Consider the following 22,936-nt stretch of genomic DNA (forward strand, 5'->3'; position numbering starts at 1 on the left):
AGAACAACGTGAGCGGCACCCTGGAAGGCAAGATCGTCCTCGTCACCGGCGCGTCCTCGGGCATCGGCCGGGCCACGGCCATCGCCCTGTCGAAGGCCGGCGCCCTGGTCGCGGTCGGGGCCCGGCGGGCCGACCGGCTGAAGGACCTCGTGCAGGACGCCCCCGGCGAGATGCTCGCCCTCGATCTGGACGTCACCGACCACGCATCGGTGCGCGACGCGGTCGCGGCGGCCGTCGAGCGCTTCGGCGGCCTCGACATCCTGGTCAACAACGCGGGCGTCATGCTCAGCGGCCCGATCCTCGGCGCGGACACCACCGAGTGGACGCGCATGGTCGAGACCAACCTGCTCGGCTCGATGTACGCGGTCCACGCCGCCCTGCCCCACCTGCTGGAGCGCAAGGGGGCCGTGGTCCAGGTCTCCTCGACCTCGGGGCGTACGGCGACGGCCGCGAGCGGTGTGTACTCGGCCACCAAGTTCGGCGTCACCGCCTTCGCGGAGTCGCTCCGCCAGGAGGTCACCGAACAGGGCGTCCGGGTCGTCCTCGTCGAACCCGGCTTCGTCTCCACCGAGCTGACCAGCCACATCACCGACCCGGCGATCCAGGCCATGGCGAAGAGCATGGCCGAGTCCATGCGGACCCTGCAGCCCGAGGACATCGCCGCCGCCGTCCTGTACGCGGTCACCCAGCCCGACCACGTCGCGGTGAACGAGATCCTCATCCGGCCCACCGACCAGGCCCGCTGACGCGGCCGGCCGCCGCGGACCGGGGACCCTTTCCGCGGCGGCCCGCCCGGCTCACGGCGACTCCAGCGCCTCCAGCATGATGCGCTGCGTCTCGGCGAGGTACGCCTGGGCCGCCGTGCGGGCCGTGGTCGCGGCACCGTCGATGACGGCGGTGACGAGGGGTTCCAGGCGGGCGGCGGCCTCCGCCGGGTCTCGGAAGGGAGCGACGAGGCGGGCGCGCAGCGGCAGGTAGGCGGCGAAGAGGGTGTTGGTGAGGAGCACATAGACGCGGTTGCCGGTGGCCTGTGCGAGGGCGCGGTGCACCTCGGCGTCGGCCAGTTGGACGGCGTCGGGGTCGGCGGCGGCGCCGACGGCGTCCAGGAGGGTGCGCAGCCGGGCGCGTTGCGGGGGAGTGGCCTTGACGGCGGCGCGTTCGGCGATCAACGTGCCGACACCGGAACGGACTTCGAAGATGTCGGCCAGCCATCCGGGGTTGTGCCGTACGAGCATGGGCAGCAGGTCCGCACCGCCGAGGCGCAGGTAGTCGCGGACCCGGGTGCCGACGCCGTGGCGGGTCTCCAGGAGACCGGCCTGGGTGAGCCGGCCGAAGGCGTGCTTCACCGTGGTGCGGGTGACGCCGTAGCCCTCGGCGAGGCGGTGTTCCGGGGGCAGCAGGGTGCCGGCGGGGTGGGTGCCGCCCAGGATGTCCTCCTGCAGGCGGCGTTCCAGCACGTCGACGATGGTCTCGCGGGGCAGTGGCTCCACCGTGGTCGTCCTCTCGAAGCGGTCCGGTCCAAGCCCACCGAGCAACGGGGCACCGCGTCAACATACTCAGGCAGTGGATGAGCCACTCATTCAATGAGTCTGTGTGCAACCTCTTGCCCTGACGTCGCGTCAGCGGCATCCTGCGTGGTGCCCAGGCCCCGTACGCCCCGTCCCCACGACCGCCGGAGTCTGCCCATGCCCCGCTTCCGCCGTTCCTCACGCCTGCTGACCCTGGCCGCGGCCGCCCTGTTCGCGGCGACCGTCACCGCCCCCGCCTCGGCCAACGCTCCCGACCCGTACTCCGAGCCGCCGTTCGCCGCCGCCTGCGACTGGCACACGTACGGGGAGGGCGAGACCCCCGACCCGTGGCTCTGGCTGTCCGACCCGGTGTGCGTGGAGTACTCCAAGCGCGACATCACCCTCGACAACGGCGGCGCCGTCCGCTTCCTGCTCGCCGAACCCGCCCGCTTCGCGCTCGCCCTCCCCGTGTGCCGCTACTACCAGCGCGACCACTGGAGCGTGCAGTCCACCACCGGCGCGGTCCCGTACGTCTCCTGGGACGGCCGCTACTGGTTCGACAAGCGCAACCGGCGTGCGGCGATGCTCCTGACGAACTTCCGGCTCAACGGGGTCACCGTGGGCATCGGCGACCTGGTGGCCGCGCTGCGTCCGCAACTGCCCGAGGTCGCGGACGTCCTGGACGCGTACGGGGACGAGGCCGGCGAGAGCGGGCTCTCCGTCACGCTGCCCTTCAGCCTCCTGTGCGCGGGGTGGTAGCCGATGGAGCCGCTCCCCGGCATCGACCGGCGCGCCGTGCTGCGCGGTCTGGCCGCCGCCGTCGCCGCCCTGCCCGCACTGGGCACGATGGCGGCTCCCGCCGCGGCCGCTCCCGCCGCGGCCGCCGCGCTCGGCTCCTGGCCGGTCTCCACCCTGGAGGCCTTCGCCGACACCCTCGTGCCGGGGGAACGACGTTCCCCCTCCGACCGCGCCATCGCCGGCGCCGCCTCCGGCCCGGGCGCCGTACAGGCCGGCGTCATCACCCTGCTCACCTCGCCCGACCTCCCGCTGAACCCGCTCCTGCCGGGCATCGCGGCGCTGCTGGACGCCCGCGCCACCGCCTACGCGATCAGCCGGCTCATCCTGCTCCCGCTCGACCGCCCGCCTTTCGTCGGCCTCTCCTTCGACCACCGCACCGCCCTGGTCACCGGGCTCTTCCGGGCCGACGACCTGGACCGCCCGATCTGGCAGCTGCTCGCCTTCCTCGTCGGCCTGGCCTTCGACACCGCCGCCCACCGCCACACCGCGCAGGCCCTCGCAGAAGGCCACCCCGGTCTGGTCTGGACCGGCTTCCCGCCGCCCGACGCCGACGGCCTGTGGCGCTACCCGTCCCACTCCTACGGCACGGCCCTCGCTGAGCCGCACCCCGCCACGACCCCCTCCGGGAGCCCCGCATGAGCCCCCAGACCACCGATGTCCTCGTCATCGGCAGCGGCTTCGGCGGCGCGATACCCGCCTACCACCTCGCCGCCGCGGGAGCCCGGGTCACCGTCCTCGAACGCGGACCGCGCCTGGCCACCGAGGACTTCACCCACGACCTCGACCTGGGCGCGTACCCCCGCATCGTCGACGTGATCAAGGGCGACGGCATCTCGGTCGTCGCGGGCAACTGCGTGGGCGGCGGCAGCGTCGTCTACTTCGCCGCGTCGCTGCGCGCGCCGTCCTTCGTCTTCGACCGGCGCGACGCGTCCGGACGGCGGCTGTGGCCCGCCTCCCTCAGCCGCGCCGCCCTCGACCCCTGGTACGAGCAGGTCGAGCAGGCCCTGCCCGTGACGAAGCTCGACTGGCCCGACGTCTCGTACGCGGGCGGCGTGCTGGCCGCCGCCTGCGACCGCGCCGGGCACACCTGCAACCCGGTGCCCGTCGCCGTCGACCGGGCCCGCTGCACCGACTGCAACTGGATGCTCTCGGGCTGCCGCTTCGGCGCCAAGCGCTCCATGCTGCTCAACTACCTGCCGGCCGCGGAGGCCCACGGCGCCGAGATCCGCCCCCTGCACGAGGTGCAGCTGATCCGCCCGTCCACGGTGCCCGGATACCGCTACGCCGTCGACTACACCACCGTCGACCCGGCGGACTACACCTGCCCCACCGGCGCGGGCACCCTCCACACCAAGGTCCTGGTACTGGCCGCGGGCGCGGTCGGCACACCGGTCCTGCTGCAGCGCTCGGCGCTCGCCCTGGGGGGAGTCCCGCCGGCCGTCGGCGGCTACTTCTCCGGCAACGGCGACCGGGTCAGCGTCGCGGAGCTGGACGAGGGCAAGGTCCGCTCCCTGCTCGGGCTGGCGCGCAGCGCGACGGTGGCGTACGAGGCGCTGCACATCGGGATGCCGATCACCGCGGCGTCCTTCGACCGCCTCGACGCCCGGGCGCCGGAGTTCTCCCGCTTCACCCTCCAGCAGATCTACTTCCCGACCGTCACCAACTCCCTCGCGCAGACCGCCGGGGGGCGCTGGTCGGGCGTCGCCAAGAAGCAGATGCGGGCCCGCTGGCGCTCCTGGCTCACCGTGCTCGCCATGACCGAGGACGAGGCCGAGGGCAGCTTCGGCGTGCCGCCCCTCACCGGCAGCTTCACCCGTCTGGCCAACGGGCTGGGCCTCGGCACCATGCGGTTCGCACCGACGGCCGGCACGCGGCGCGGCTGGTCCGAGGCCGACACCCACGCGCGGGCGGTGCTGGAACGGGACGGCCTCGCCACCGTCCGCCCGTGGAGCGAGGACGTGGCGGGCACGGTGACCGCCCACCCCCTCGCCTCCTGCCGGCTCGGCGACTCCGCCGCGATCTCCGCGCTGACCGAGCTCAACGAGCTGCGCACCCACCCCGGCCTCTTCGTGACGGACGGTGCGGCCGTCCCCACCTCCCTCACCGTCAACCCCTCCCTGACCATCGCGGCCCTCGCGGAACGTGCCTGCCCCGCCATCGCCGCCCGCTGCGCCCAGTACGGCGTCGCCGTGCGCTACGCACCGAGCGATCCGCTGACCGGCGCGACCCGCGGGGGCGACATCGCGGCGGCGGCGCGTGCCGTCGCGGCCCGCGCGGGGGCTTGAGTCTCCCCCGAGGGGAGACGGAAGAGTGGGGGTGTGAACGGCGACGCGCGCTACTCGATCGGCGACCTGGCCCGGCGCACCGGGCTGACGGTCAAGACCATCCGCTTCTACTCCGACCGGGGGATCGTGACGCCGGCCGGCCGCAGTCCGGCGGGCTACCGCCGCTACGGCGACGAGGCCCTGGCCCGGCTGGAACTCGTGCGGACCCTGCGCGAGCTGGGACTCGACCTGGCCACGATCCGGCGGGTCGTGGACCGGGAGCTGTCCCTGCCCCAGGTCGCGGCGGCCCACGCCGCGGCCCTGGAGGCGCAGATCCGCACGTTGCGGCTGCGGCGCGCGGTGCTGACGGCCGTGGCCCGGCGCGGGTCCACCCCGGAGGAGACGGAGCTCATGCACGAACTGGCCAGGCTGTCCGCGGCGGAACGCGGACGGCTCATCGACGACTTCCTCGACGCCGTCCTCGGCGGACCCGGTGACCTCGCGGACGCCCCCGCGCTCGCGGGCCTGCGCCGCTCCCTCACCCCGGCGCTGCCCGAGGACCCCGAGCCGGACCAGGTCCAGGCGTGGGTGGAGCTCGCCGAACTGTCGGGGGACCCCGGCTTCCGGGCCACGATGCGCCGGATGGTCGGGGAGCACGCGGCCGACCGTGCCCGAGCCGGGACCACGCTGCCGCGCCGCGACGTCGTCGCGTCGGTCGGCGAGCGGGTCGGCCCCATCGTGGCCGCGGGCGTCGACCCCGCCTCCGACCGGGCGCGTACGGTCGTCGCGGCCGTCGCCGCGGAGTACGCGGACCTCCTCGGCGCCGCGGACGGCACCGAGCTCCGGCGACGACTGCTGACACGTCTGCGGACCGCGTCCGACCCGCGCCGGGAGCGGTACGCCCGGCTGCTCGCGGTGGTCAACGGCTGGCCCGTCCTGGAGAGCCGCGCGCCCGCCCTCGACTGGGCCGTCCGGGCCCTGGAGGCCGCCGCCGTGTGACCGGGCGGCTCGCCGGGCCCGCCACTCCGGTGCGCCGGGCCCACGTCCCGTCAGGTAGCGGGGGTGGATCACCGGCAGTAACTTGGGCGGCGGGTTCGCCCCACACCCCCGGCCGTGCCGCGAAGCCGCCGGGGACGGGGCTCGGCCTTTCGGAGGGCGCGATGAGGGTAAGCCGATGACTGCCCCCTCCGGGCTGTCACGTTTCCGGCCGGCCGTGGTCATCGTCCTGCTCCTGGCGGTGGGGGCGGGGCTGTTCGCCGGTTCGTACAGCTTCGCCATGGCGCATCCGACACCGCATCACGTCCCGATCGGCGTCGTGGACGACTCCCCCCAGCTGCAGAAGTTCGTGGCGGGCATGGACTCGGGCCTGAGCACCGAACTGGTGCAGCGCCGCTTCGCCACGCGGGCGGCCGCCGTCGACGCCGTCGACCGGCAGCATGTGTTCGCCGTGGCGCAGACCAAGGCCGGGGGCGGCGCCGTCTCGTTCGACCTGGTGCCGGCCGCGGGGGCCTCGGTGGCGCGTGTGCTGGCGGCGGCCGCCCCGGTGGCGGCCGCGCAGGCCGGGGTGCGGCTGAGCCTCGGCGACCTCAGACCGCTGCAGCCCGGCGACCCGCAGGGGCTCGCGATCTTCTACATCACGCTCGCCGCGGTCATCGTGGGCTTCCTCGGCGCGGTGCAGCTGACCGTGCACGCGTCGGAGCTCAGACCGCTGGAGCGTTTCCTGACGATCGTCGTGTACTCCGCGCTCGGAAGCCTGTCCATCGTCGCGGTGGTGGACTGGGGGCTGCACGTGCTGCGGCTGCCCTTCCTCCAGTCCTGGGCGATCCTGACCCTTACGATGGTGACCTCGGGGCTGGTGTTCACGGCGTTCTACATGCTGTTCGGCAAGTGGGCCATCCTGCCGACGTGGTTGCTCATGGTGCTGCTCGGCAACCCGTCCTCGGGCGGGGCGGTCTCCTGGCTGCTGCTGCCCGAGCCGCTGGGGGCCGTCGGCCGCTGGCTGCCGCCCGGGGCCTCGGTCAACGCCCAGCACAACGCGATCTACTTCGCCGAGAACCAGTACGCCTTCCCGTACCTGGTGCTCTTCGGCTGGGCGGTGGCGGCCGCCGCGGTGGCGTGGACCTGGCGGCGGCGCCGGTACCCGCAGATGTGAACCGCCCGGCCGTGCCGGACGGCGCCGCACCCGTACGGCGGCCGCGCCGTCCGGCAGCGGCGCGCACGGGGCGGCCGGTCTGCGGCGGACGGCCGCTCAGCGGCGGTGCCGCTGCGCGGTCACGATGTCCCGCGTCGCACGCTCGGCGGATCCGCTGAGCCGCTGGACGCGGGCCGCGAACACCGGGAACTGCCCGGCGACGGCGCTGAGCAGGCGCAGCTCGGGCGGGGCCACGTTCACCTCGCCGAGGTTGCGTTCGACGGCCCGGACGACCCCCGCCGTGACCTGCCGGGGCGTCACGGTACGTGCCCCGGCGGGCGCCTTGGCACCCGTGTCGGCGAACATGCCCGCGTCCCGGACGAATCCGGGCTGGACCAGGGACACCCCGACACCGGTGCCGTGCAGGTCCTCGCGGAAGCCGTGGGCGAAGCCGCGGAGTCCGAACTTGGTCGCGCTGTACAGGGAGGTGGACCGCGAGGCGGCCTTGCCGGACAGCGAGCCGATGAGGACGATGTGCCCCCGCCCGGCCTCGACCATGGCCGGCGCCAGCAGCCGCGCCAGCAGGACCGGTGCCCGCAGGTTCACCATCAGGGCGCGGTCGAGCTGGTCGGGGGAGTAGTCCAGCAGCTCGCCGCTGCTCGGCAGGGCGGCGTTGGCCACGAGGACGTCGACGCCGGCGCACTCGGCGGCCAGCCGCTCCACGTCGGCGCGGTCCGCGAGGTCGGCGGGGACGGCCCTCGCGTCCAGGCTCTTGGCCAGGGGTTCGAGGACGTCGGCGCGGCGCCCGCTGAGGGTCAACCGCGCGCCCCTGGCGGCGAGTTCGCGTGCCATGTCCTGGCCGAGCCCACCCGTGGCACCGGTGAGCAGAACAGTTGCACCGGCGATGCGCATCCGTCTAACCTCCCGTCTCGTTCGTTCGAACGAACAATAGGGAGAGGGGGCGGCCGTGTCCACTGCCCGTACCGAGGGCCTGGCGGCGCAGGCCCGGGCGCTGCGCGAAGGCGAGGTCACCGCGGCGGAGCTGGTGCGCGTGACGCTCGACCGCATCGACGCCACCCAGCCGACCGTCAACGCCTTCCGCCGCGTTCGCGCCGAGGCCGCCCTGGCGGAGGCCGAGGAGGCCGACCGGCGGCTGGAGCGGGGCGAGCGGCTGCCGCTGCTGGGCGTCCCCGTCGCGATCAAGGACGACACGGACCTGGCGGGCGAACCGACCGCGTTCGGCTGCGCCGGGGCCTTCCCGGCCAAGTCCGAGGACGGCGAGGCGGTACGGCGGCTGCGCGCGGCCGGCGCGATCGTCGTCGGCAAGACCAACACCTGTGAGCTGGGGCAGTGGCCGTTCACCGAGGGCCCCGCCTTCGGCGCCACCCGCAACCCGTGGGACCTCGGGCACACGCCCGGGGGTTCCTCCGGCGGCGCCGCGGCGGCGGTGGCCGCCGGGGTGGTGGCCGCGGCGCTGGGCTCGGACGGGGCGGGTTCGGTCCGCATCCCCGCGGCGTGGACGCGTCTGGTGGGCATCAAGCCGCAGCGTGGCCGGGTCTCCACCTGGCCCGACGCCGAGTCCTTCCACGGACTGACCGTCAACGGCCCGCTCGCCCGTACCGTGGGGGACGCGGCGCTGCTGCTGGACGCCGCCGCCGGACAGCACCCGGGCGACCTCCACCGGCCCCCGGGCATCGCCGCCGTCGAGGCGGCCGGGCGGGAACCGGGCCGGCTGCGGATCGCGGTGTCCTGGCGGCCCCCGTTCGTCGCCGCCCGCGCCCCGCTCCACCCGTCCGTGCGCCGGGCGCTCGGGGACCTGGCCGACGCCCTCGCCCGGCTGGGCCACGACGTGGAGGAGGCCGAGCCGCGCTACGGCCTGATCGGACTGAGCTTCCTGCCCCGCGCGTTCGCCGGCATCAGCCAGTGGAGCGACCGCGTCCCGGACCGTACGCTCCTCGACCCCCGCACCCTGACCGCCTCCCGGCACGGGCGCCTGCTCGCCGGGACCGCCCTGCGCCGCGCCCGCCGCGCGGAGGGCGGCCAGCACCGCAGGATCGGGGAGATCTTCTCCCGCTTCGACGTGCTCCTCACCCCCGCCACCGCCACCCCGCCCCCGGCCGTCGGCGCCATGACGGAGCTGTCCGGGCGGCGGACCGACCAGGCGGTGATCGCGGCCTGTCCGTACGCCTGGCCGTGGAACGTGCTCGGCTGGCCCGGCATCAGCGTCCCGGCGGGCTTCGGCGACGGCCTGCCGGTGGGCGCCCAGCTCCTCGGGCCGGCCCACAGCGAGCCCCTGCTGATCTCGCTCGCCGCTCAGCTGGAGAGCGATCAGCGCTGGTACGAGCAGCGCGCCCCCGCCGCGGTGACAGAATGACGGGCATGCCCAACCCCGCCGGCACCCGCCAGAACATCATCAGCGCCGTCCTGCGGATCATCGGTCAGGACGGTGTCGCCGCGGTCACCAACCGGCGCATCGCCCAGGAGGCCGGGGTGTCCCTCGGCTCGGTGACCTACCACTTCGCCACGCAGCACGACCTGCTGCGGGAGAGCCTGCTGCACTTCGTGGAGGAGGAGACCGGCCGCTTCACCGAACTGGCCGCCCGGGGGCAGGAGGAGGGCATCGACCTCAAGGGCGCCGCCGCGCTGGTGGGGCAGGTCGCCGAGGGGACGGGCTTCGACAGCACCCACCTCGCGCCCTTCGAGCTGTACGTCCAGGCCGGCCGCGACCCTGCGCTGCGGGAGGCCGCGGCCGACTGCTTCGCCGCCTACGACCGGCTCGCCGCGTCCGTGCTGACCGCCCTCGGCGTGCCGGACGCCGAGGAGGCCGCTTCGACGGTCGTGGCCCTGGTGTTCGGGATGCAGCTGCGCCGCCTGGCCACCGGCAGCTCGGCCGAGAGCCTGGTCGACGCGCTGCTCCTGCTGGCACGGGGCGCCTCGGGCGCCCGCTGACCCGGGCCCGCCGGACTACGCGCGCGCCTGCGCGGCCGCCTCGGCGGCGAGCTTCGTGACCTCGTCGGCGGCCCGCTTGGCGCGTCCGGAGACCTTCCAGGCGACCATGCGCAGCGCCACGGCCGGCGACGGGGGGAAGACGCCGAGCTGGCCCAGCATCGTGACGTCGTCGCGCAGCGCCTCGTGCCGGACGACCTTGCCGTCGCGGAGGTCGAGCAGGTGCACCTGCTCGAAGTCGACCTCGCGCCCCGTGGGAGGGATCGCCTGGTCGAGGACGCCGTCCCGGAAGCGCACGAACGGACCGGTGTGCCGTCCCTGCATGCGCAGCCGGATCCAGACCTGATCGTCGTTGCGGGCGATGCCCAGCACCGGGAAACGCAGGTCGCTGAAGGCCGAGCGGAGCCACGCGCCCGAGGCCAGCGTCCCCGCCGGGCCGGGTGTCGAACAGGCCGCGGGCGAGACGGCCGCCTCGCGGTTGTGGTTGTCGGCGCCCACGACCTCGGCGGCCAGCGCCGCGTCGCCCGTCTCCAGGATCCGGAAGAGCCCTTCGGCCAGGTCCTTGGCGTCCATCGCCATCGTTCCCACCTTTCGCCCGCCCGTCCTGCGGGCCGGTCTCACGGGATGCGCGAGCCGCGCAACCGATATTGAGGTTATAGAGGACCGATTGGATAGGTCAAAGCGGCACCGATAGTAGGATGACGTCATGGTCACCAAGCGCGCCTACGTCTCCCCGCTCCGTGAACAGGCCGCGGCGCGGACGCGTGCGGTGATCCTCGAACAGGCGGAGCAGCTCTTCGCCGAACGCGGCTACGGGCGGGTGACCGTCGCGGACATCGCGGCGGCGGCCGGGGTCGCGTCGAAGACGGTCTTCGCGAGCGTCGGCAGCAAATCGGACATCCTGGACCGGATCGTCGACAAGGCCGTCGTGGGGTCCGGCTACGAGGGGGCCGTCGCGCGCATCCTGGCCGTACGGACGCCCGAGGGCGTCCTCCGGGCGCTCGCCGGGGGCACCCGGGTGGGCAACGAGAGCCAGTTCAAGGCGCACGAGGCGATTCAGAAGGCGCTGCCCGTGCACGAGAACGGCGAGGCGTTGTGGGAAAGGGCGACGGCGGACTACCGGGAGGCGCTGCGCGCGGTCGCCCGGCATTTCCTGGAGGTGACCGCACCCGCCGCGCGCTACTCGGCACAGGAGACCGCCGACCTGCTCTGGTTCTGGTTCGGCCCGACCGGCTGGCGCACGCTCGTGGTGGAGAACGGCTGGTCGTGGGACCGGGCCGAGGAGGTCCTGTACCGCACGGCGATGGCCGCCCTCGTCTGAAACCGCGGCTCCCCGATCGTGGAGGAATGCGGGGGGAATGGCGTGATGACGCGTCACAAACCCGGTCCGGGTGTCACTCGTTAAGACGATCCGTGGATTGACGGGCGTTCACCGGGGAATGCGTTCTGGCGAAAGGGAGTGATTCTTCATGGATTTGAAGATTCGCAGGCTCGTTTTCGGTGCGGGAATGCTGGGAATCGTGCTGGGCACCGTGGTCGGGGTGCTCTCGGCGGGTACGGTCCACAGCGTCGTCGTCGGCGCGTTGCTGTGTGCCACGGCCGGTGTCGTCGCGGTCCTCTACTGGGGCGAGCACGGAGGCGCCCGGCGCCGCCGGGCCCGGTGGGCCCAGCGGCCGGAGCAGATCCCGCACCCGCGGCGGTTCGGGCGGCTCGACGGCCCCGACGCCTTCCGCTACTGACCCGACGGCGCGCGGCGCCCGGGCTGGAACCGGGACGCGGGAGCGCCGGTTTCCCGGGCGGCCCCATACAACGCCCCAAGCGGGGAAGGCGGGCATCCGACGCCGCAGTGGAGGTGCCCATGTCGCCCGTGTCCCACCGTGTCCACGACCGCCGCCATCCGTCCGACGCCCTCGCCCGCCGCCGGCGAACGTCCCTGCCGCACGCGGAGGATCTGCGATGATCGCCGCATTGGTGCTCGGGCTGCCGGTGTTCCTGCTCGGGCTGATGCTCGTCCTGTCCGCAGTGGAGGACCGGATCGTGAGTCCTCCCCCCACCCGGCCGTCGGCAGGTCCCAACGCGCCCGGCACGCAAGCGCCGTAGGGCGACCGCCCGCCACACCCCCCGGCGGTCCGGCGGCGGAGGAGGCACGTTGCCCGAAGCCGACGCAACCACCGATGCCGGCGCAGCCACCGATGCCGGGCCCGGCGGCCTCATCGTCTTCCTCAACGGGACGTCCAGTTCGGGGAAGTCGAGCATCGCGAGGGAACTGCTGCTCACCCTGGACGGGACCTACTTCCACCTGCCGGTGGACGCGTTCCACGCCATGCGGTCCCGTCGCGAGGTGAGCACGGAGGAGTTGCCGGGCGTACTGCGGCGCACCTGGCGGGGATTCCACCGCGCGGTCGCCGGCATGGCCGCCGGAGGCAACAACGTGGTGGTCGACCACGTCCTCAGCGAGCCCTGGCGCCTGCGGGACTGCCTCGGGCTGTTCCCCCCGAGGGACGTCGTCCTGGTGGGGGTGCACTGCTCGCCCGGGGAACTCCGGCGGCGCGAGCGCGAGCGCGGGGACCGCCCCGAAGGCCTGGCGGCCCGTCAGTCCGGACTCGTCCACGCCCACGGCCTCTACGACGTCGAGTGCGACACGACCGAGGCCTCCGCGGCGGAGTGTGCCCGCCGCATCCGTGACTTCCTGCCCCGCAGGCCGTTCCCGACCGCGTTCGAGCGACTGGCGGCCGTCACCCGGTGAGTTCCTGGGTGCCGAGCACGGTGAGCAGCGCCAGGCGGTCGGCGTCCTCGGTGCCGGGTTCGGCGGTGTAGACCATGATGCGCAGGTCGCTGCCCGTCACGGTGAGCACGTCGCAGTCGAGGGTCAGCGGGCCCACGCGCGGGTGGTCGAGCGTCTTGCGGGCCGCCTCGTGGCGGCCGACCGCGCCGGCGTCCCACAGCCCGGCGAACCGCTCGCTGTGCGCGCGCAGGTCGGCGACGAGCGTGCGGACCCGCTGGTCGGCCGGGTAGCGGTCGGCGGCCGCGCGGAGGTCGGCGACGAGCGCCGATTCGAAGGCGGGCAGGTACTCCGGGGTGCGCCGGACCCGTCCGCCCCCGTCGACGAAGTGCTGCCACACCCCGTTGCGCTGGTTCCCTCGCCAACCGGACGGATCGCCCATGAGCGCGGCGTACGGGGGATTGGCCACCAGCAGCGTCCAGGACGCGTCGTAGACGGCGACCGGGGTGCCGGTCAGCCGGTCGAGCAGACGCTGGACGCTGGGGGTGATGTACGCGGGGACGGTGTCCGGCCCCGGGGGCGCCAGACCGGCCAGCTGGAACAGGTGCCCGCGCTCGTCCGGGGACAGCCGCAGCGCCCTGGCCAGGGCTTCCACGACCTGCGCCGACGGGTGGGAGGCCCGGCCCTGTTCGAGCCGGGTGACGTAGTCGACGGAGATCCCCGCCAGCTGGGCCAGTTCCTCCCGGCGCAGTCCCGGGGCACGCCGGTGCCCGCCGACCGGCAGCCCGGCGGCTTCGGGGGCCACCCGTTCCCGCCACCGCCGCACCGCTCTGCCGAACTCCGTCGCCGCCATGCCCCCAGTGTGCTGCGCGGGCCGCGTGGCTGCCTGGTACCCGGAGTGCCAGGAAGTACGGCGGCGACGGTGGCGCGGGCCGGCCCCGGGCGACGGCCGACATTTGACTCAGTCCAAACTGAGATTTACGTTGGGAGGCACGAGGGGACGGAGTCCGGGTCCGCTGGGACGTGCGTCATCCCGGGAGCCGTCCTCTCGCACCGGCGGTGCGGCCGGCGCCGACAGTTGGCCCCGGCGCCCGGACGCGCCGCCGGACTCAGGCGGTGACCATGCGCGACAGACGGTGCAGGCTGTCGTCCAAGGCCTGGTCCACGACGTCCTCCGGCGGCGCGATGCTCTCGTCGAAGAACGACAGGTGGATGGTCACCTCGCTGGTCCGCTCGTCGGTGCGGTCCACCTGCAGCCAGCCCGCGTAGCGGTCGTCCTCGCTGGTGCCCCACTCCAGCCGTTTGTGCGCGCGGTCGGCCCGGAAGAGCGCGGCCGCGTCCCGTCCGGTGTCGTCGTCGTGCACGGTGACGGCGGGCGGTTCGGCGGCGCGGACGTGCAGCTCGTCGGGGAGCCAGGACTCGATGCGGCCGAGGTCCTCCGCCCGGTCGAAGACGCGGTCGGCGGAGGCCGTCATGTTCATGGAGCGCTCGAACTCACTCACGGCGATCCCACCTCCTCAGGGGGAGACTTCAAGTGTCCCTTCGCCCCGTGGAGGCAGCCACCGCGCGCCCTTCCGCCCTTCCGGAGCGGCGGGCCGCCCGGCAGCGCCCACAATGGACTCCACCGGCGTCCGGAACGCCGGTCACCGCCGCCGTCAGACCCTGGAGCGCAGCCGATGCCCGGCAAGATCACGCTGTCCGCCTGGCCCACCCCTGTCGAGCCCATGCCGCGCCTGGCCGCCGCCCTCGGCCTGGGCGCGGACGACCTGTGGATCAAGCGGGACGACCTCACCGGGCTGGGCGGCGGCGGCAACAAGGTCCGCAAGCTGGAGTGGACGGTCGGCGAGGCGCTCGACGCGGGCGCGGACACCCTGGTGACGGTCGGCGCGGCGCAGAGCAACCACGCCCGCCTCACCGCCGCGGCCGGCGCGCGCCTCGGGCTCGACGTCGTCCTCGTCTTCCCCGGCAAGGAACCCGAAGCCGGGTCCGGCACCGGCAACCTCGTCCTCGACGGCCTCTTCGGCGCCAGGGTCGTCTGGGCCGGCGACGTCGAGCCCGCCGACCTCGCGGGCGTCGCCGAGGAGGTGTGCGGGCAACTGCGCCGCGAGGGCGCGCTGCCCCACCTCATCCCCTTCGGCGGTTCCAGCCCGACCGGTGCCCGCGGCTACGTCGAGGCCGGCGAGGAGCTCCACGCCCAACTGCCCGACGTCGCCCACGTGGTGGTGGCCCTCGGCTCCGGCGGCACCATGGCCGGTCTCGTCGCCGCACTGGGTGAGGAACGGGTCCTGGGCGTCCACTGCGGCGCCGTGACCGGACCCGCCGCCATCGTGGCGGACCTGGTGGGGGCGGTCGCCCATCGTGCCGTCGCCGCGGACTCGCTGCGCATCCGCACCGACCAGGTCGGCGCCGGCTACGCGACGCTCCACGAACCGGTGCTGGAGGCGATGCGTACGGCGGCGGCCACCGAGGGCATCGCGCTGGACCCCACCTACACCGGCCGCGCCATGGCCGGTCTGGCCGCGGCGGTGCGCGACGGCGACATCCGCCGTGGCCGGCGCACCGTCTTCCTGCACACCGGCGGTCTGCCGGGGCTGTTCGGGCATGCCGAGGCCGTACGCCGCTCGGTCGCCGCGCTGCGGCCGTACGAACGGGGCTGACGGGCCCGGACGTTCACGCCCCGTCGCGCAGGACGGCGTCGACGAAGCGGCCGCGCGGCTCCGGGTTGCGGGTGAACCACAGGGCGAGCCGGTGCTCCGCGTCCGGGTAGGTCAGCCGGGTGAAGCGCGCGCGGGAGCCCCCGAGCGCGGTGGCGACGGCCTCGGTGACGGCGGGCGGGATCACCGCGTCGGCGGCCGGGGTCGCCAGGACCGCCCGGCCGGAGAGGGCACGGAAGACGTCGAGGGCGGGCGAGTTCCGCCAGCTCTCCGGCGTCCGGATGATCTCGGTGAAGCCCGCCCCGAAGGGCACGGTCCAGGCGTCGGCCGCGTACACGGCAGGAGCGCACAGGCCGACGGACGCCACCCGTGCACCGTAGTGCCGCGCCAGGTCGGCGACGGTCTGCCCGCTCATGCTGAAGCCGATCACGGCCAGGCGGTGCCGGGCCGGGACACGCCCGTGGATGACGGCCCGGGCCTGGAGGAACCGCCGCCTCAGGCTGGAGTCCGCGAGCAGGCCGGTGCTCTCGCCGTGCCCCGAGAAGTCGAAGGCGAGCGCGTGGTGACCCCGGGCGGCGACGTCGCCGAGCAGGCCGGTGAGCCGCTGGCTGTCGCTGGTTCCCGCGCCGTGCAGGACGACGGCCGTCAGCGGCCCGGCCGCGCCCCGGTCGTCCGTGACCGGGCGCGCCGCCGTGCACCTGAGGGTCTCGCCGTCGCAGTCCACGGTGAACGACTCGATCGTGGCGGGGCTCCCGCCGATGCGTTCCGTGTCGGTCATGCCGTCGAGACCTCCTGGTGCGCCGGGGCGGTGCGCGCGGGCGGCCGCAGGATGCCGGCCGCCGCGGCCGCGACCGCACAGCATGCCACGGGCAGCAGGAAGGTGATGTTGAGCGGCATCAGATGGGTCAGCGGCCCGATGACCGCCGGGCCCGCGAGCATGCCGAGGTAGCCGAGCCCGGCGACGCGGGAGACGTTGGCGCCCGCGGCGGCGGGGTCGGCGTGGCCCGCCGCGCTGAACAACTGGGGCACGCAGCCGGACAGTCCGGCGCCGAACACGGCCCAGCCGGCCACCGCCAGGGGCACCCAGGGGGAGAGGGCCGCCGTGAGGAGCCCGGCCGCGGCCACCGAGGCGCCGCCCCGCAGGACTGCCAGGGGGCCGAGCCGCGTCGCCACGCGGTCCACGACGAACCGGCCGGCCGTCATGGCGGTGGAGAAGGCCCCGTAGGCGAGGGCGGCGGTGGCGGCGGGCGCGTCCAGCACGGTGCTCAGGTGGAGCGTGCTCCAGTCGTTGGCCACCCCTTCGCACATCATGATCATCAACGCGAGTACGGCGAGTGCCCAGATGCGCCGTGGCGTCCGCCGGCGGACCGGAGCCTTCGCATCCTCCGTACCGGGGGCGCGGGTTGCGGACCGCAGCAGGGCGGGTGCCGCCGCGACCGCGACGACGACGCCCAGCGCCGCGACGCCCCCGAGCGTCCACGCCGGGCTCCAGCCGCTGCTGAGCGTGCGCGCGCCCGCCAGCGCGGCCAGGACGCCGCCGATGGAGAAGGTGGCGTGGAAGGCCGACATGACGGGCCGTCCGTAGCCGTGCTCGACCTGGACGGCGTGGGCGTTCATGCTGACGTCCAGGCTGCCGTTGCCGATGCCGAGCAGCAGGAGGGCCGCCCCCAGGGTCCAGGCGTCGCCGGCCAGGCCCGGCAGGACGACGGTGCCGCTGCACAGCGCCGCGCTGACGGGCACGACCGTACGGGCACCGAGGCGGTCGGTGAGCGGGCCGACGATCTGCATGCCCGCGAAGGCCCCCGCGCCGAGCAGCAGCAGGAGCCAGCCGAGCGTGGCATGGCCGATGCCCGTGCGGTGCTCGATCTCCGGGATGTGCACGATCCACATCCCCAGCACGAAGCCGTTCAGCACGAAGTAGGCGAAGGTGGCCATCCGGGCGGCCCGAGGTGCGGTGTTCACACTTCGAACATAGCGAACATCTATTGCTTTCGAAATCTTGCGTTTTGAACATGACTGCTGTTCAATGCGGTCATGGCTGGTACCGACCGACTCAGGCAGATCACCGAGGCCGTGCAGGAGGCGGGGCGCGTCGGCGTCGCCGAACTGGCCGCCCTCACCGGCGCCTCGGAGATGACCGTCCGCCGCGACCTGGAGGTGCTGGCCGCCCAAGGGGTCCTGGAGCGCTACCGGGGCGGCGCGCGGAGCCTGCTGCTGCGAGGTGCGGAACCGCCCTTCGGGCTCCGGTCCCAGGAGGGGCAGGAGAGCAAGCGGCGCATCGCGGCCGAGGTCGCCGGGCTGATCGCCGACGGCGAGGCCGTCGTCCTGGACAGCGGTACGACCTGCCTGGAGGTGGCCCGGGCGCTCGAACAGCGCCGGCTGACGGTGATGCCCCTGTCCCTGCACTCGGTGAACGCCCTGACCGGTGCCCCGTCCCTGACCCTGCTCGTCCCGGGCGGCCGGCCACGGCCCGGCGAACTGGCGCTCACCGGCCCGCTGACCGAGGCGTCGCTGGCCGCGCTGCGCTTCGACACCGCGGTGATCGGCTGCTGCGGGCTCAACGCCGCCAACGGCCTCACGGCCTACGACCTGGACGACGCCGCCGTGAAGCGGGCCGCCATCGGCTCCGCCCGCCGCGTCATCGCGGTGACGGAGGGCGCCAAGCTCTCCCGCACCGCCCTCGCCTTCGTCGCCCCGGCCACCGCGTTGCACGCCGTCGTCACGGACGACTCCGCGCCGCAGGACGCGGTCGGCGCACTGACCGCGGCGGGTGTCACGGTCCGGCAGGTGTGACCACGCGTCCGCCGCCCGAGGTCTCCAGGGTGTGCGACCCGCGAGGAATGTGACGGCAGGTCAGACGTGGGCGAGGCGGTCGCGCAGCATCCAGGCGTGCTTCTCGACGGACTGCAGCGTGGTGTTGACCAGGTCCCCGGTGGCCGGGTCCTCGTCGCCCGTGGCGCTGAACGCCGCGCGCAGCACGCATCCGACGGTGTTGAGTCGGCCGAGGACGAGGGTCGCGGCGCGGGTGTCCTCGATGCGGCCCGGGGGGAACTCGGGGAGCGTCGTGGTCCGTGCCACGGTGTCGCTCCTGCCGTCCGGGGTGGCCCCGAGGGCGCGCATCCGCTCGGCGAACTCGTCCGCCGCCCCGCGGGCGGTCGCGGCGATCTCGTCGAGTTCCAGGTGCAGGCCGCGGAAGCCGCGGCCGACGACGTTCCAGTGCGCCTGCTTGGTCTGCGCGTGCAGCTCCAGCAGGTCGGCGAGGACGTCCTGGAGGGTGGCGGCCAGCGGTGCCGAGGCGGTGAACGGGGCGGCGTCGAAAGCGCGGCGCCGGTTGGCGGGGGAGGCGTGCAGGGTCGTGGTCACGATGAACTCCGTTCCCATGGGCGGGCGGTGTGCGGTGCGTGCCGCGAGGTCCGCGTCCGGCCGGCGAGGTGGGAGGGGTGTGATGGGGCCGGTGGCGGCCTTCGTCCTGTTGCGCTTCCCACACTACGCCTAGATTTGACCCGGTCAAATCTAGGCGCCGGTGGTGGCCTTCTGGCACTCGGCGCACAGGCCCCACCAGGTGATCTCGGCCTCGTCGATGACGAAGCCCTTGTCCTCCACGGGGTCCAGGCAGGGGGCCGCGCCGACCGTGCAGTCGACGTCCTCGACGCGCCCGCAGTTGCGGCACACCAGGTGGTGGTGGTTGTCGCCGACGCGCAGCTCGTAGCGCGCGGCGGAACCGGCGGGCTCGATGCAGCGGATCAACTGCACCCTGGTGAGGTCGTCGAGCACGTTGTAGAGGCCCTGCTTGGACAGTCCGCCCGCGCCCGGGGAGCCGACGCCGATCCTCGACTCGAGCTCGGATGCGGTGGAGTGGGGGTGGCCCTTCAGGGCGCTGAGGAGGGCGCGGCGCTGTGCCGTACTGCGCAGCCCCTTGCTCTTGAGCAGGTCGCCCACTGACTGCTCCATGGCGGCGTCACCCTCCTTCGCGCACGAGAATTGACAAAGTCAATTTTAGTGCACGTGCCGCCGTGGCCGTGCTCACTCGGCGGTCTCGGCCGTGTGGCAGGTGGCGCAGACGACGCGGCGCGCGGGCAGGCGGCTGGTCGCCCGGCCGAGCCCCCGGGGCTGGTGGACGGGCAGGCGGACGACGCGGGAGTGGTCCGCGCAGGTGAACAGGCCGCAACGGGTGCAGACGCCGATGCCTTCGCTGTCGTGGCGCGCTTCCTGGACGCAGTCGTAGCACTTCACGCGAGTTCGCTCCGTGGGGTGGGGGAGGGGCGCGGCTCTCGTCGCCCCACCCCTCGAACGTAAAGGCGAGAATTGACCGAGTCAAATCTTGGGCCGCACGCGTTCCGCCGTACGGGAGGACTCAGGCCTCGGAGCGGCGGTAGGTGCCGTACCACTGCGACTCGGCCAGGTCGCGGGCCACGGCCTCGTCCCGGGCCGGGTCGCCGATCGCCACCTGACGCGCGATGACCTGCTCACCGCCCCAGGCCAGCACCTGCGCCGCGGCCGTCGCGTCCACCCCCCGGTGGAGGCGGCCGGCCTCCTGCTCCTCCTCGATCAGCCGGGTCATGTGCCGGGTGAACCGGTCGATCTCCCGCACCCTCGCCTCGCGCATCTCGGCGTCGTAGGCCGCCACTTCGGCGATGGCGGCGAGCAGGGGTCCGCGCTCGCGGTAGTAGCGCAGCTGCTCCACGTAGATCGCCGCCAGGCCGTCGGGGCCGCCGTCCGGCCCGGTCGGACGCCAGTCGCCGCCGATCCGGAACAGCTCCTCCTTCATGTGGGCGGTCAGCCGGACGAGCAGGTCGGTCTTGTCCCGGAAGCACAGGTAGAAGGTCGACCGGGCCACGCCCGCCTCCGCGGCGATCCGCTGGACGCCGAGCTCGGTGAAGGTGGCGCCGGCCTGGAGGAGCCGCTCGGTGGCGGCGAGGACCGCCGCCTCGGAGTCCGCGCGGCGCCTGGTCTGGCGGGTCGGGCGGGTGATCGATGCCATGTGTGCTGCTCCCTGGTTGACCGGACGCCCATTCTCTCCGTCCCGTGGGTCACCGTACTGTCTCGGACATTGTGTCCGACAGAGTGTCGTGCATACTGTCCGATGTGCCCCGCGCACGGTGCACCGCTGTCCGGTCCGCGAGGCAGTGACACGCAAAGGCAAGGCAGACGACGACATGCGCTACACGCGACTTGGCAACACCGGCCTCCTGGTGTCCCGGCTCGGCCTGGGCACCATGTCCTTCGGCGGAGGCGACCACGACTTCTGGAAGGTGCTCGGGGGCCTCGGCGACACCGAGTCCGGCAAGATGCTGGACGCCGCGCTCGACGCCGGCGTGAACCTGATCGACACCGCGAACATCTACTCCGACGGCGAGTCGGAGGAGGTGCTCGGCCGGATACTCGGCGGGCGGCGCGACGACGTCGTCCTCGCCACGAAGGTCTACGGCCGGATGGGCGCAGGCCCCAACGACATGGGCCTGTCGCGTCTGCACGTCATGCGCCAGCTGGAGGACAGCCTGCGGCGGCTGGGCACGGACCGGATCGACCTCTACCAGATCCACAGCTTCGACCCGCTGACGCCGCTGGAGGAGACCCTCCGCACGCTCGACGACGCGGTCCGCCAGGGCAAGGTGCGCTACATCGGCGCCTCCAACCTCGCGGCGTGGCAGCTGATGAAGGCGCTGGGCGTCTCGGCCCTGCACGACCTGGAGCGCTTCGCCTCCCTCCAGGCCTACTACTCCCTCGTCGGCCGGGACATCGAGCGCGAGATCCTCCCCGCCGTGCGCGACCAGGGGCTCGGCCTGCTGGTCTACAGCCCCCTCGCGGGCGGTTTCCTGAGCGGCAAGTTCCGCCGGGGAGCGGAGCGCGACCGGTCGACGCGCTGGGGCAAGGGCTCGAACCCGCCGGTCGACGAGGCACGCGGGTACGACGTCGTCGACCGCCTCGACGAGATCGCCGGGCGGCACGGCGCGACGGTCGCGCAGGTGGCCCTCGCCTGGGTGATGCAGCAGCCCGGGGTCAGCAGCGTGCTGGTCGGCGCGAGCCGCATGGACCAGCTGCAGGGCAACCTCGCCGCGGCCGGGCTCACGCTCACCGAGGACGACCTCGCCGCGCTCGACGAGGTCAGCCGGCTCGCCCCGGAGTACATCGAGCGGGTGCAGTCCGGCCCGGGGGCCCAGCGGGACCCGAACGGCTGAGCCTGCCGCAACGGGAAGGGCGCGGCCCGGCCGTCACGAACGGCGGGCCGCGCCCCTTCGCCTACGGTCGTGGCTCACTGCCGCGGGCCGGGGCGGACCGGGTGCTTGCTCAGGATGGAGACCCGGTTGAAGGAGTTGATCGTGATCGCCACCCAGATCAGGGCCGAGAGCTCGTCGTCGCCGAACACCTCGCGCGCGGCCTGGTAGGCCGCTTCCTGGGCGGCGGCGTCGGTGGGGTCCGTGGTCACCTCGGCCACCGCGAGCGCGGCGCGCTCGCGCGCGGTGAACAGCTCGGTGTCGCGCCAGGCCGGCAGCACGGTCAGCCGCTGCGGGGTCTCGCCCGCGCCGAGGGCGGTCCTGGTGTGCCGGTCGAGGCAGAAGGCGCAGCCGTTCAGCTGCGACACGCGGATGTTCACCAGCTCCACCAGGTCGTGTTCGAGCCCGGCCTCGGTGGCCACGGCCCGCACGGTCTCGGCGGCCGCCAGCATCGCCTTGTAGGCCCGCGGGCTCTGCTTGTCGATGAAGATCCGCCTGCTCTGCCGAACCACCGTGGTGTCGCTCACCAGCACTCCTTCGCCGGGCCGTCTCCGGCCGCTGTGGGATGCACCGTCGTCCGCCGGGGGCATCGCCGTATCATCAGCTCCATGATTGTTGAAATTCGAAGCAGTCGTTGTGTGAGAAGCGCGACATGAGCGAGACCCAGCCCGAGGGCACCGTGGAGATCCTGTCCGCCCGTGACGTCCCGCTCGGCGGACCCCGCGCGATGACGGTGCGGCGCACCCTGCCGCAGCGGAACCGCTCGCTCATCGGCGCCTGGTGCTTCGCCGACCACTACGGGCCGGACGACGTCTCCGGCACCGGAGGCATGGACGTCGCGCCCCACCCGCACACCGGGCTGCAGACCGTGAGCTGGCTCTTCAGCGGCGAGATAGAGCACCGCGACAGCCTCGGGACGCACGCCTACGTACGGCCCGGCGAACTCAACCTCATGACCGGCGGGCACGGCATCAGCCACTCGGAGGTCTCCACCGAGCGCACCACGGTCCTGCACGGCGTCCAGCTGTGGGTCGTGCTCCCCGAGCGGCACCGTGACACCGCCCCCGCTTTCCAGCACTACGTCCCGGAGCCCGTGGCGCTCGGCGGGGGCGTGGTCCGGGTGTTCCTCGGGTCCCTGGCCGGCGACACCTCGCCGGTGCCGACCTTCACCCCGCTGCTCGGCGCCGAACTCGCCCTCGATCCCGGTGCGACCGTCACCCTGGCGATCGACCCGGCCTACGAGCACGGCCTGCTCGTCGACACCGGCGACGTGGAGATGGCCGGCACCCGGCTGAGCCCGGCCGAACTCGGCTACCTGGCCCCCGGAGACGGCACCCTGACCCTGACCAACCACGCCGGCGTCCCCGCCCGGGCCGTGCTGCTCGGGGGGCCTCCCCTCGGCGAGCGGATCATCATGTGGTGGAACTTCATCGGCCGCACGCAGGAGGACATCGAACAGGCCCGCTCCGACTGGATGACGGGTACCCGGTTCGGTGAGGTCAAGGGCTACGACGGCGACGCGCTGCCCGCGCCGGAACTGCCGCGGGTGCCCCTGAAGTCGCGGGGGAACACGCACTGACCGGGGCGGTCCGGCGGCGGCCACCCGGGTCCGCCCCCCCGACCCTCCGCGACGCGCCCAACCCGCACCAAGCACCAGCCACGACCGCGGCGAGCCCGCCCGCGCGGCAACCCCCCCAG

The 22,936-nt window shown here is 73.9% G+C and carries 28 protein-coding genes; 16 read left to right on the forward strand and 12 right to left on the reverse strand.

Annotated features, from left to right (window positions below; all coding sequences use genetic code 11):
• The first annotated feature begins 8 nt into the window (after nt 1-8).
• Complete coding sequence (locus ACFV3E_RS27110) at nt 9-746, forward strand: SDR family NAD(P)-dependent oxidoreductase (protein ID WP_500537017.1); 738 nt, start codon at nt 9-11, stop codon at nt 744-746.
• A gap of 51 nt (nt 747-797) precedes the next feature.
• Here the strand turns inward: ACFV3E_RS27110 and ACFV3E_RS27115 are convergent, their stop codons facing one another.
• Nucleotides 798-1,490, reverse strand: coding sequence for a FadR/GntR family transcriptional regulator (locus ACFV3E_RS27115; protein WP_500537018.1), 693 nt, complete (start codon nt 1,488-1,490; stop codon nt 798-800).
• 195 nt (nt 1,491-1,685) lie between these two features.
• Here ACFV3E_RS27115 and ACFV3E_RS27120 point away from each other — a divergent pair, with 195 nt between their 5' ends.
• The 5 genes from ACFV3E_RS27120 to ACFV3E_RS27140 all read left to right on the forward strand — a co-directional run bounded on the left by ACFV3E_RS27120 (nt 1,686) and on the right by ACFV3E_RS27140 (nt 6,722).
• Entirely contained in the window at nt 1,686-2,267 is a 582-nt protein-coding gene (locus ACFV3E_RS27120; protein WP_500537019.1) for a hypothetical protein, read from the forward strand.
• Nucleotides 2,268-2,270: 3 nt separating this feature from the next.
• Entirely contained in the window at nt 2,271-2,945 is a 675-nt protein-coding gene (locus ACFV3E_RS27125; RefSeq protein WP_500537020.1) for a DUF5987 family protein, read from the forward strand.
• Nucleotides 2,942-4,591, forward strand: coding sequence for an FAD-dependent oxidoreductase (locus ACFV3E_RS27130; RefSeq protein ID WP_500363051.1), 1,650 nt, complete (start codon nt 2,942-2,944; stop codon nt 4,589-4,591). Before ACFV3E_RS27125 ends, ACFV3E_RS27130 begins: the two co-directional genes overlap by 4 nt.
• 33 nt (nt 4,592-4,624) lie before the next feature.
• Nucleotides 4,625-5,569 carry a MerR family transcriptional regulator gene (locus tag ACFV3E_RS27135; RefSeq protein ID WP_500537021.1) on the forward strand — a complete coding sequence of 315 codons (945 nt, stop codon included), beginning with the start codon at nt 4,625-4,627 and terminating at the stop codon, nt 5,567-5,569.
• A 175-nt stretch (nt 5,570-5,744) separates the two neighbouring features.
• Entirely contained in the window at nt 5,745-6,722 is a 978-nt protein-coding gene (locus tag ACFV3E_RS27140) for an ABC transporter permease (RefSeq protein WP_500537022.1), read from the forward strand.
• Between the two features lie 96 nt (nt 6,723-6,818).
• Here ACFV3E_RS27140 and ACFV3E_RS27145 read toward each other — a convergent pair whose 3' ends face one another.
• Nucleotides 6,819-7,613 (reverse strand): SDR family NAD(P)-dependent oxidoreductase, encoded by a 795-nt coding sequence (locus tag ACFV3E_RS27145; RefSeq protein WP_500363047.1) that lies wholly within the window; start codon nt 7,611-7,613, stop codon nt 6,819-6,821.
• A 55-nt stretch (nt 7,614-7,668) separates the two neighbouring features.
• Between ACFV3E_RS27145 and ACFV3E_RS27150 the strand changes: the two genes are divergently transcribed.
• Together ACFV3E_RS27150 and ACFV3E_RS27155 are read left to right on the forward strand one after the other, a co-directional pair.
• Nucleotides 7,669-9,075 (forward strand): amidase, encoded by a 1,407-nt coding sequence (locus tag ACFV3E_RS27150; protein ID WP_500537023.1) that lies wholly within the window; start codon nt 7,669-7,671, stop codon nt 9,073-9,075.
• A 5-nt stretch (nt 9,076-9,080) separates the two neighbouring features.
• Nucleotides 9,081-9,650, forward strand: a complete 570-nt coding sequence (locus ACFV3E_RS27155) for a TetR/AcrR family transcriptional regulator (protein WP_500537024.1) — start codon at nt 9,081-9,083, stop codon at nt 9,648-9,650.
• A gap of 15 nt (nt 9,651-9,665) precedes the next feature.
• Here the strand turns inward: ACFV3E_RS27155 and ACFV3E_RS27160 are convergent, their stop codons facing one another.
• Nucleotides 9,666-10,226, reverse strand: coding sequence for an ester cyclase (locus ACFV3E_RS27160; RefSeq protein ID WP_500537025.1), 561 nt, complete (start codon nt 10,224-10,226; stop codon nt 9,666-9,668).
• 127 nt (nt 10,227-10,353) lie between these two features.
• On the opposite strand from ACFV3E_RS27160, the gene ACFV3E_RS27165 reads away from it, so the two are divergent.
• The 4 genes from ACFV3E_RS27165 (at nt 10,354) to ACFV3E_RS27180 (ending at nt 12,393) form a co-directional block, all read left to right on the forward strand.
• On the forward strand, nt 10,354-10,968 hold the full coding sequence (locus ACFV3E_RS27165) for a TetR/AcrR family transcriptional regulator (protein WP_500537026.1): 615 nt from the start codon (nt 10,354-10,356) through the stop codon (nt 10,966-10,968).
• Nucleotides 10,969-11,116: 148 nt separating this feature from the next.
• Nucleotides 11,117-11,386 (forward strand): hypothetical protein, encoded by a 270-nt coding sequence (locus tag ACFV3E_RS27170; protein WP_500537027.1) that lies wholly within the window; start codon nt 11,117-11,119, stop codon nt 11,384-11,386.
• Between the two features lie 217 nt (nt 11,387-11,603).
• On the forward strand, nt 11,604-11,747 hold the full coding sequence (locus ACFV3E_RS27175; protein WP_500537028.1) for a hypothetical protein: 144 nt from the start codon (nt 11,604-11,606) through the stop codon (nt 11,745-11,747).
• 49 nt (nt 11,748-11,796) lie between these two features.
• Nucleotides 11,797-12,393, forward strand: coding sequence for a chloramphenicol phosphotransferase CPT family protein (locus ACFV3E_RS27180; RefSeq protein ID WP_500537029.1), 597 nt, complete (start codon nt 11,797-11,799; stop codon nt 12,391-12,393).
• Here the strand turns inward: ACFV3E_RS27180 and ACFV3E_RS27185 are convergent.
• On the reverse strand, nt 12,383-13,222 hold the full coding sequence (locus ACFV3E_RS27185) for a helix-turn-helix transcriptional regulator (RefSeq protein ID WP_500537030.1): 840 nt from the start codon (nt 13,220-13,222) through the stop codon (nt 12,383-12,385). The genes ACFV3E_RS27180 and ACFV3E_RS27185 overlap by 11 nt on opposite strands.
• Nucleotides 13,223-13,478: 256 nt before the next feature.
• The gene (locus ACFV3E_RS27190; protein WP_500363031.1) at nt 13,479-13,871 is read right to left on the reverse strand and encodes an SRPBCC family protein; all 393 of its coding nucleotides are present in this window, start codon (nt 13,869-13,871) and stop codon (nt 13,479-13,481) included.
• A gap of 174 nt (nt 13,872-14,045) precedes the next feature.
• Between ACFV3E_RS27190 and ACFV3E_RS27195 the strand changes: the two genes are divergently transcribed.
• On the forward strand, nt 14,046-15,026 hold the full coding sequence (locus tag ACFV3E_RS27195) for a D-cysteine desulfhydrase family protein (protein ID WP_500363029.1): 981 nt from the start codon (nt 14,046-14,048) through the stop codon (nt 15,024-15,026).
• A 13-nt stretch (nt 15,027-15,039) separates the two neighbouring features.
• Here ACFV3E_RS27195 and ACFV3E_RS27200 read toward each other — a convergent pair whose 3' ends face one another.
• Both ACFV3E_RS27200 and ACFV3E_RS27205 read right to left on the reverse strand, forming a co-directional pair.
• Entirely contained in the window at nt 15,040-15,801 is a 762-nt protein-coding gene (locus tag ACFV3E_RS27200) for an alpha/beta hydrolase (protein ID WP_500537031.1), read from the reverse strand.
• Nucleotides 15,798-16,958 (reverse strand): MFS transporter, encoded by a 1,161-nt coding sequence (locus tag ACFV3E_RS27205; RefSeq protein ID WP_500537106.1) that lies wholly within the window; start codon nt 16,956-16,958, stop codon nt 15,798-15,800. The genes ACFV3E_RS27200 and ACFV3E_RS27205 overlap by 4 nt, the downstream gene beginning before the upstream one ends.
• Nucleotides 16,959-17,057: 99 nt before the next feature.
• Between ACFV3E_RS27205 and ACFV3E_RS27210 the strand changes: the two genes are divergently transcribed.
• Nucleotides 17,058-17,816, forward strand: a complete 759-nt coding sequence (locus tag ACFV3E_RS27210) for a DeoR/GlpR family DNA-binding transcription regulator (RefSeq protein WP_500537032.1) — start codon at nt 17,058-17,060, stop codon at nt 17,814-17,816.
• 60 nt (nt 17,817-17,876) lie between these two features.
• Here the strand turns inward: ACFV3E_RS27210 and ACFV3E_RS27215 are convergent, their stop codons facing one another.
• The 4 genes from ACFV3E_RS27215 to ACFV3E_RS27230 all read right to left on the reverse strand — a co-directional run bounded on the left by ACFV3E_RS27215 (nt 17,877) and on the right by ACFV3E_RS27230 (nt 20,004).
• A complete protein-coding gene (locus ACFV3E_RS27215) occupies nt 17,877-18,386 on the reverse strand; it encodes a Dps family protein (protein ID WP_500537033.1) in 510 nt (169 codons plus the stop codon).
• 150 nt (nt 18,387-18,536) lie between these two features.
• Complete coding sequence (locus ACFV3E_RS27220; RefSeq protein ID WP_500537034.1) at nt 18,537-18,974, reverse strand: Fur family transcriptional regulator; 438 nt, start codon at nt 18,972-18,974, stop codon at nt 18,537-18,539.
• Between the two features lie 72 nt (nt 18,975-19,046).
• Nucleotides 19,047-19,256 (reverse strand): DUF2180 family protein, encoded by a 210-nt coding sequence (locus ACFV3E_RS27225; protein WP_500332558.1) that lies wholly within the window; start codon nt 19,254-19,256, stop codon nt 19,047-19,049.
• A gap of 121 nt (nt 19,257-19,377) precedes the next feature.
• A complete protein-coding gene (locus ACFV3E_RS27230; protein ID WP_500537035.1) occupies nt 19,378-20,004 on the reverse strand; it encodes a TetR/AcrR family transcriptional regulator in 627 nt (208 codons plus the stop codon).
• A gap of 175 nt (nt 20,005-20,179) precedes the next feature.
• On the opposite strand from ACFV3E_RS27230, the gene ACFV3E_RS27235 reads away from it, so the two are divergent.
• Nucleotides 20,180-21,202, forward strand: coding sequence for an aldo/keto reductase (locus tag ACFV3E_RS27235; RefSeq protein ID WP_500537036.1), 1,023 nt, complete (start codon nt 20,180-20,182; stop codon nt 21,200-21,202).
• A gap of 74 nt (nt 21,203-21,276) precedes the next feature.
• Here the strand turns inward: ACFV3E_RS27235 and ACFV3E_RS27240 are convergent, their stop codons facing one another.
• Nucleotides 21,277-21,765, reverse strand: a complete 489-nt coding sequence (locus tag ACFV3E_RS27240) for a carboxymuconolactone decarboxylase family protein (RefSeq protein WP_500537037.1) — start codon at nt 21,763-21,765, stop codon at nt 21,277-21,279.
• A gap of 125 nt (nt 21,766-21,890) precedes the next feature.
• Between ACFV3E_RS27240 and ACFV3E_RS27245 the strand changes: the two genes are divergently transcribed.
• Entirely contained in the window at nt 21,891-22,817 is a 927-nt protein-coding gene (locus ACFV3E_RS27245; RefSeq protein WP_500537038.1) for a pirin family protein, read from the forward strand.
• Nucleotides 22,818-22,936: the final 119 nt, after the last annotated feature.

It is taken from the genome of Streptomyces sp. NPDC059718 (genome assembly GCF_042733315.1).
In the GTDB taxonomy this organism is placed as follows: Bacteria; Actinomycetota; Actinomycetes; order Streptomycetales; family Streptomycetaceae; genus Actinacidiphila.